At 74.7% G+C, this 5,213-nt stretch carries 6 protein-coding genes; 4 read left to right on the top strand and 2 right to left on the bottom strand.

Annotated features, from left to right (window positions below):
• Nucleotides 1-317: 317 nt before the first annotated feature.
• Nucleotides 318-1,187, bottom strand: a complete 870-nt coding sequence (locus ETD96_RS41000) for an alpha/beta fold hydrolase (RefSeq protein ID WP_138641869.1) — start codon at nt 1,185-1,187, stop codon at nt 318-320.
• A gap of 43 nt (nt 1,188-1,230) precedes the next feature.
• On the bottom strand, nt 1,231-2,400 hold the full coding sequence (locus ETD96_RS40995; RefSeq protein WP_240808585.1) for a sensor histidine kinase: 1,170 nt from the start codon (nt 2,398-2,400) through the stop codon (nt 1,231-1,233).
• Nucleotides 2,401-2,520: 120 nt separating this feature from the next.
• Between ETD96_RS40995 and ETD96_RS40990 the strand changes: the two genes are divergently transcribed.
• The 4 genes from ETD96_RS40990 to ETD96_RS40975 are packed head-to-tail and all read left to right on the top strand — an operon-like array spanning nt 2,521 to nt 5,126.
• The gene (locus tag ETD96_RS40990) at nt 2,521-3,375 is read left to right on the top strand and encodes an ABC transporter ATP-binding protein (RefSeq protein ID WP_138641868.1); all 855 of its coding nucleotides are present in this window, start codon (nt 2,521-2,523) and stop codon (nt 3,373-3,375) included.
• Nucleotides 3,375-4,238: an ABC transporter permease gene (locus ETD96_RS40985; protein ID WP_138641867.1), complete on the top strand. Its 864-nt coding sequence runs from the start codon at nt 3,375-3,377 to the stop codon at nt 4,236-4,238. The genes ETD96_RS40990 and ETD96_RS40985 overlap by 1 nt, the downstream gene beginning before the upstream one ends.
• A 43-nt stretch (nt 4,239-4,281) precedes the next feature.
• Nucleotides 4,282-4,542, top strand: coding sequence for a helix-turn-helix transcriptional regulator (locus tag ETD96_RS40980; protein ID WP_217711284.1), 261 nt, complete (start codon nt 4,282-4,284; stop codon nt 4,540-4,542).
• Nucleotides 4,539-5,126 carry a hypothetical protein gene (locus ETD96_RS40975; protein ID WP_138641866.1) on the top strand — a complete coding sequence of 196 codons (588 nt, stop codon included), beginning with the start codon at nt 4,539-4,541 and terminating at the stop codon, nt 5,124-5,126. The genes ETD96_RS40980 and ETD96_RS40975 overlap by 4 nt, the downstream gene beginning before the upstream one ends.
• Nucleotides 5,127-5,213: the final 87 nt, after the last annotated feature.

Genomic DNA, 5,213 nt, shown 5'->3' with positions numbered 1-5,213 from the left:
GCTCACACCCGGGTCCCGCCCGGCTTCGTCCTCCAGGTGGCCACTCCCCCGCCGGTCAAGATCCGCCGCCGCTCCCTCCCGGACGTCCTGGCCCCCGCCTACGAGGCCCTCGCCACCCAAGACGACACCCCCGACTGACGAGCCCAACTGACAAGCCACGCCCCCTGACCAACTGCGCCCCCTGACCGACTGCGCCGCCCGGCGGGGAGTCACAGACATGCGCGCCGCATCGCTCGGCCCTGGTCGTCAGGGCGTCAGGTCAGGGCGACAGGGCGTCAGGGCAGGGTGTCGGGGCGTCAGGTCAGGGTGTCGGGGCATTAGGGCGCGTTGAGGACTTCGCGGAGTTTTTCGGCGAAGCGTTCGGGCTGGCCGGCCTGGCCGAACTCGCCGCCGAGGAAGCCGCCGTGGTGGCTCGGGAACACCGTCGCGTCCTGGCCGAGCAGTTCGGCGGCCGCGAGGGAGGTGCGTCCGGTCAGGATGCCGTCGGACTCCTCGCCCACCGCGATCACGATCCGCGTGGGCGCGGCCTTGAGCGCTGCGGCGTCGGGCCGGTAGTCGCTGACGGCCCACGACCGGTCGGACAGCAGCGGGTCGCCGCGGGTGCCGTCGTCCTCGGCGGGCATCCCGAACATGGCGGGGTCCGGCGCGGGCTGGGCGAAGTACGCGTCGGTGAACTCGCCCTTCCATGACGTCATCGCGATGAAGGCCGCCATGCCGGCGCCCCACCCCTTGCTCTCGTACGCGTCCCGGACGGCGGCGCGGGCGCGCGCGGCGGCCGCGGCGTCCGGCAGCAGCGGGAGGAGCGGCGGCTCGTGCGCCACCAGGACGCCGACGTCGGCGGGGTGCGCGGCCACGAGGGCGAGCGCGGTCACCGCGCCGCCGCTGCTGGCGAACATGTCGACCGGGCCCCCGCCGAGCGCCTCGATGAGGGCGTGCACGTCACCGGCCTGGGTGACGGGGCCGTGGTCGTCCCGGCCGTCCTTGCGGGTGCTCCGGCCGAGGCCGCGCGGGTCGTAGGCGACCACGGTGCGGTCGGGGAGGTGCGACGCCAGCGTGCGGAAGCCGGTGGCGTCCATCGGCTGCCCGATCGTCAGCAGCGGCGGTCGCCCGCCGGCGGCCGGCAGCGGCCCGTGGACGTCGTACACGAGGTCGGCTTCAGGAGTGCGAAGTGTGTGCTCAGTGGTCATGCCGGTGGTGACTCCGGCCGCGCCGGAAACTCATCGGCGCGGGCTAGAGCGGGAGGCGGGCGCGGACGGTGAAGCCGCCGTCCGGGCCGGGGCCGGCCTCCAGGGTGCCGCCGAGGGACTCGGCGCGGTCGCGCATCCCGCGGATGCCGCTGCCGTCCTCGGACGGTGCGCCCGGCGGCTGCTTCCCGTCGTCCTCCACGGTGACCGTCACGTGCCCGTCGGCGTAGGCGACGCGGACGACGGCGGTGGACGCGGCGCTGTGCCGGGTCACGTTCGTGAGGGCCTCCTGGACGATCCTGTACGCGGCGAGGTCGGCCTCGGCGGGCAGGGTGCGCGGTTCGCCCTCCGTCTCGGTACGGATCGTCAGGCCGGCGGCGGCGATGCCGGCGGTCAACTCGTCCAGCCGAGCGAGGCCGGGGGCGGGCGCGACCGGCGCGGCCTCGTCGACCTGCCGCAGGACGCCGAGGGTGGCGCGCATCTCGCGGAGCGTCTCCTTGCTCGCCTTCTTGATCGCGGTGAGGGCCGTCTCGGCGCGCTCGGGTTCGCGGCGCAGGCCGTGCAGCGCGGCGGCGGCCTGCACGTTGATCAGCGAGATGTTGTGGCCGAGGACGTCGTGCAGCTCGCGGGCGATGCGCAGCCGCTCCTCGACGGCGCGGCGGCGGGCCTCGGCCTCCCGGCCGCGCTCGGCGACCCGGGCGCGCTCCTCGGCCTCGCGCAGGTAGGCGCGGCGGTTGCGGACGACGCCGCCGATCGCGACGACGGCGACGAACCAGCCGGCGAGCAGGAAGGACGCCGCGTCGGCGAGGTGGTTGATGTCGTCCTGCCGGTCGGCGGCCACCGAGCCCGCGATCGAGACCGCCGCGAGCACGGAGGCCGCCGCGAGGTGCCCTTCGGCCGCCGCCGTGTAGAGCGCGAGCACGAAGGTGAGCACGAGCGGGCCGTCCGGTTCCACCAGCGGGTAGTAGGCGCCGCAGGCGAAGAACGTGACGACGGCGACCGTGACCGGGTGGCTCAGTCGGAAGTACAGCGCCGCGCAGGCGACCGCCATCAGCGCCCAGCCGTAGAAGGGCATCCGCGTGGACGCGCCCGTGCGGATCGACACGAGCGTCAGCACGGCCATGAGCGCGAACGAGCCGCCGGCCAGGAGCGCGTTCGCCGAGCGCGTGCCCGGAGTCCACGGGACGGGGCGCTCGCATGGTTTCGCCAGTCGCACATGTCCATCCTGCCAGGGTCCGTCCTCTTGCGAGACTGCGATGGGATGTAGTACTTCTACTATCAACGGAAGTAGGGGTCGGGTCGATGATCCAAGTTCCTGTATGGGGGTGGGCGTCAGATGAGCGAGCCGGTGGTCCGGGCGCGGAACCTGCGGATGCGCTACGGCCGCGCCGAGGTGTTGCGCGGCGTCGACCTCGACGTCGCGGCCGGCGAGGTGGTGGCCCTGCTCGGGCCGAACGGCGCCGGGAAGACGACCACGATCGAGATCCTGGAGGGGTTCCGGCGCCGCTCGTCCGGCGAGGTCGCGGTGCTCGGCGCCGACCCCGGGACGGGCGGGGACGCCTGGCGGGCGCGGCTCGGCATCGTCCTGCAGGACTGGCAGGACCATCCGCGCTGGCGCGTGCGGGCGCTGCTCGCGCACATCGCCGCGTTCTACCCGCGGCCGCGCGACCCGGACGAGCTGCTGGCCGCCCTGGGCCTCACCGCGCAGGCCGGGCAGCTGGTCGGGCGGCTGTCGGGCGGCCAGCGTCGGCGGCTCGACATCGCGCTCGGCATCGTGGGCCGCCCCGAGCTGCTGTTCCTGGACGAGCCGACCGCCGGCTTCGACCCGGAGGCGCGCCGCGAATTCCACGGGCTGGTCGAGCGGCTCGCGCGGGAGGAGGGCATGACCGTGCTGCTCACGACGCACGACCTCGCCGAGGCGGAGCGGCTCGCCGACCGGATCGCGATCCTCGTCGACGGCGCCGTGCGCGTCTGCGGCACCCCGTCCGGGCTGGCGTCGGTGGTGCAGGCGGCGTCGGAGGTGCGCTGGCTGGAGGACGGCGCGCGCCGCACCGAGCGGACGTCCGACCCGTCCCGGCTGGCGTTCGACCTGCACCGGCGGTTCGGCGGGCCCGTCCCGGGCCTGGAGATCCGGCGCCCGACGCTGGAGCAGAGCTATCTCGATCTCGTGTCACGGAAGGAGGCCGCGTGATGAGCGCGCCGAGCATGCGGGCGATGAGGATCGGGCTGCGCCGCGGCTGGACGGAGCACGTCCAGTACCTGAGCAGCCGCCGGGAGCTGGCGTCCACGCTGATCGGCACGGTCGGGGTGTACGTGCTGCTGGTCCGCTGGCAGGGCGACACCGTCGTGGAGGGCACCGGGGAGTCCCAGGCCGTCCTGATGACCGCGGGGTTCATCGCGTTCTCGGTGTTCTCCGCGGCGCTGCTGAACCTGCCGATGGGCATCGCGGCCGACCGCGAGGAGGGGACGCTGCTGCGGCTGCGCACGGTGCCCGGCGGGCCCGCGGCCTACCTGGTCGGGCGCGCGGTGTCGGTGCTGCTGCAGATCGCCGGGTACGTGCTGCTGATGCTGGCCGCGGGCGCGGCGGTCGCCGGGCTCCGGCTGCCGGGCTCGCCCGCCGACTGGCTGACCCTGGCGTGGGTGCTCGCGCTCGGCACGCTGTCGGTCGTGCCGGTCGGCGCGGCCCTCGGGGCGCTGCTCCCCGGCCCGCGCAACGCCGCGAGCATCCTGTCGCTGCCGGTGATGGCGCTCATGGTCGTCTCCGGGGTGATGTTCCCGGTGGCGCGGCTGCCGGAGGCCGTGCAGACCGTCGCGCAGTTCTTCCCGCTGTACTGGCAGGGGCTCGGGCTGCGGGCGGTGTTCCTGCCGGACGCGATGGCGGCCGCCGAGATCGGCGGGACGTGGCGGCTGCCGGAGACCGCCGCCGTCCTCGGGGCGTGGGCCGCCGCGGGGCTGCTGCTGGCGCCGTGGGTGCTGCTGCGCGCGACCCGGCGCGAGTCCGGCGCCCGGCTGGCCGAGCGCCGCGAGCGCCGCGCCGCCCAGGGCGCGCTGTGACCCGGCGGGCGCCAGTACCGGCCGCGGTGCGGAGGTGCCGGCCGTGATCCGGAAGACTGGCGCGGTGTCCGCCGACAAGGAGACCGTCTACAACCGCATCCCGGTGCTGAGGGCCGAGCGCGGCGTCTCGCGCCGCGACCTGGCCGCCGCGCTGGGCGTCCACTACCAGACGGTCGGCTACCTGGAGCGGGGCGAGTACAGCCCCAGCCTGCACCTGGCCCTGCGCATCGCCGAGTACTTCGAGGTGCCGGTCGAGGTCGTCTTCTCCCTGAAACCCTTCCCCCGAATCGGAGGCACGTCATGACCAAGCGCTCCACCGGGTGGCTGGAGCGGTCCCGGCACAAGCGCGCGGCCCGCCTCGCAGCCCTAGACGAGCAGTTGGAGAGCCGGCTGCCCGCCCGCTACGCGCGGCAGCGGCCCCGCCGGATCCTGGCGGGGGCGGGCGCGGTCACACTCGGCCTGTTCTGGGTGGACGCCGCCGTGTCGTGGGTGCTGGCGCCGAGCGACACCGCCATGATCGCGAACTTCGTGATCCTCGGGATCCTGATCGTGGTCGGGTTCCCGCTCGCGGGCCAGCTGATGGCGGTGACCCGGGGCCTCACGTCCAAGCGCGAGCACGAACTCGACGAGCGGCAGCTCCTCGCGCGGCTCCGCGCGTACGCGACCGCGCACCGCGCGACCACGTTCGTGCTGGCCGCCGTGCTGATCATCACGAGCGCCGTCGACACCGAGGGGCGCGAGTCGCAGATCCCCGGCGCGGCGCTGTTCCTGATCCTGTTCGCCATGCTGGCGACGCACGTGCTCCTCCCCCTCGTCGTCGCCACCTGGCAGACGGCCGATCCACCGGACGACGACGAGGACGAGCACCAGGACGAAGACGGCGCCTAGCGCAGATCTCCCATCGTCCCCGCCGGGGGGAGCGTCCTCCAGGGCGGGCGTCCTCCAGGGCGGGCGTCCTCCAGGGCGGTGGGAGAC

The organism is Actinomadura geliboluensis (genome assembly GCF_005889745.1).
Lineage (GTDB): Bacteria > Actinomycetota > Actinomycetes > Streptosporangiales > Streptosporangiaceae > Spirillospora > Spirillospora geliboluensis.
Note: the sequence above shows the minus strand (reverse complement) of the source record. Positions and strands in the feature narration are given on the sequence as shown.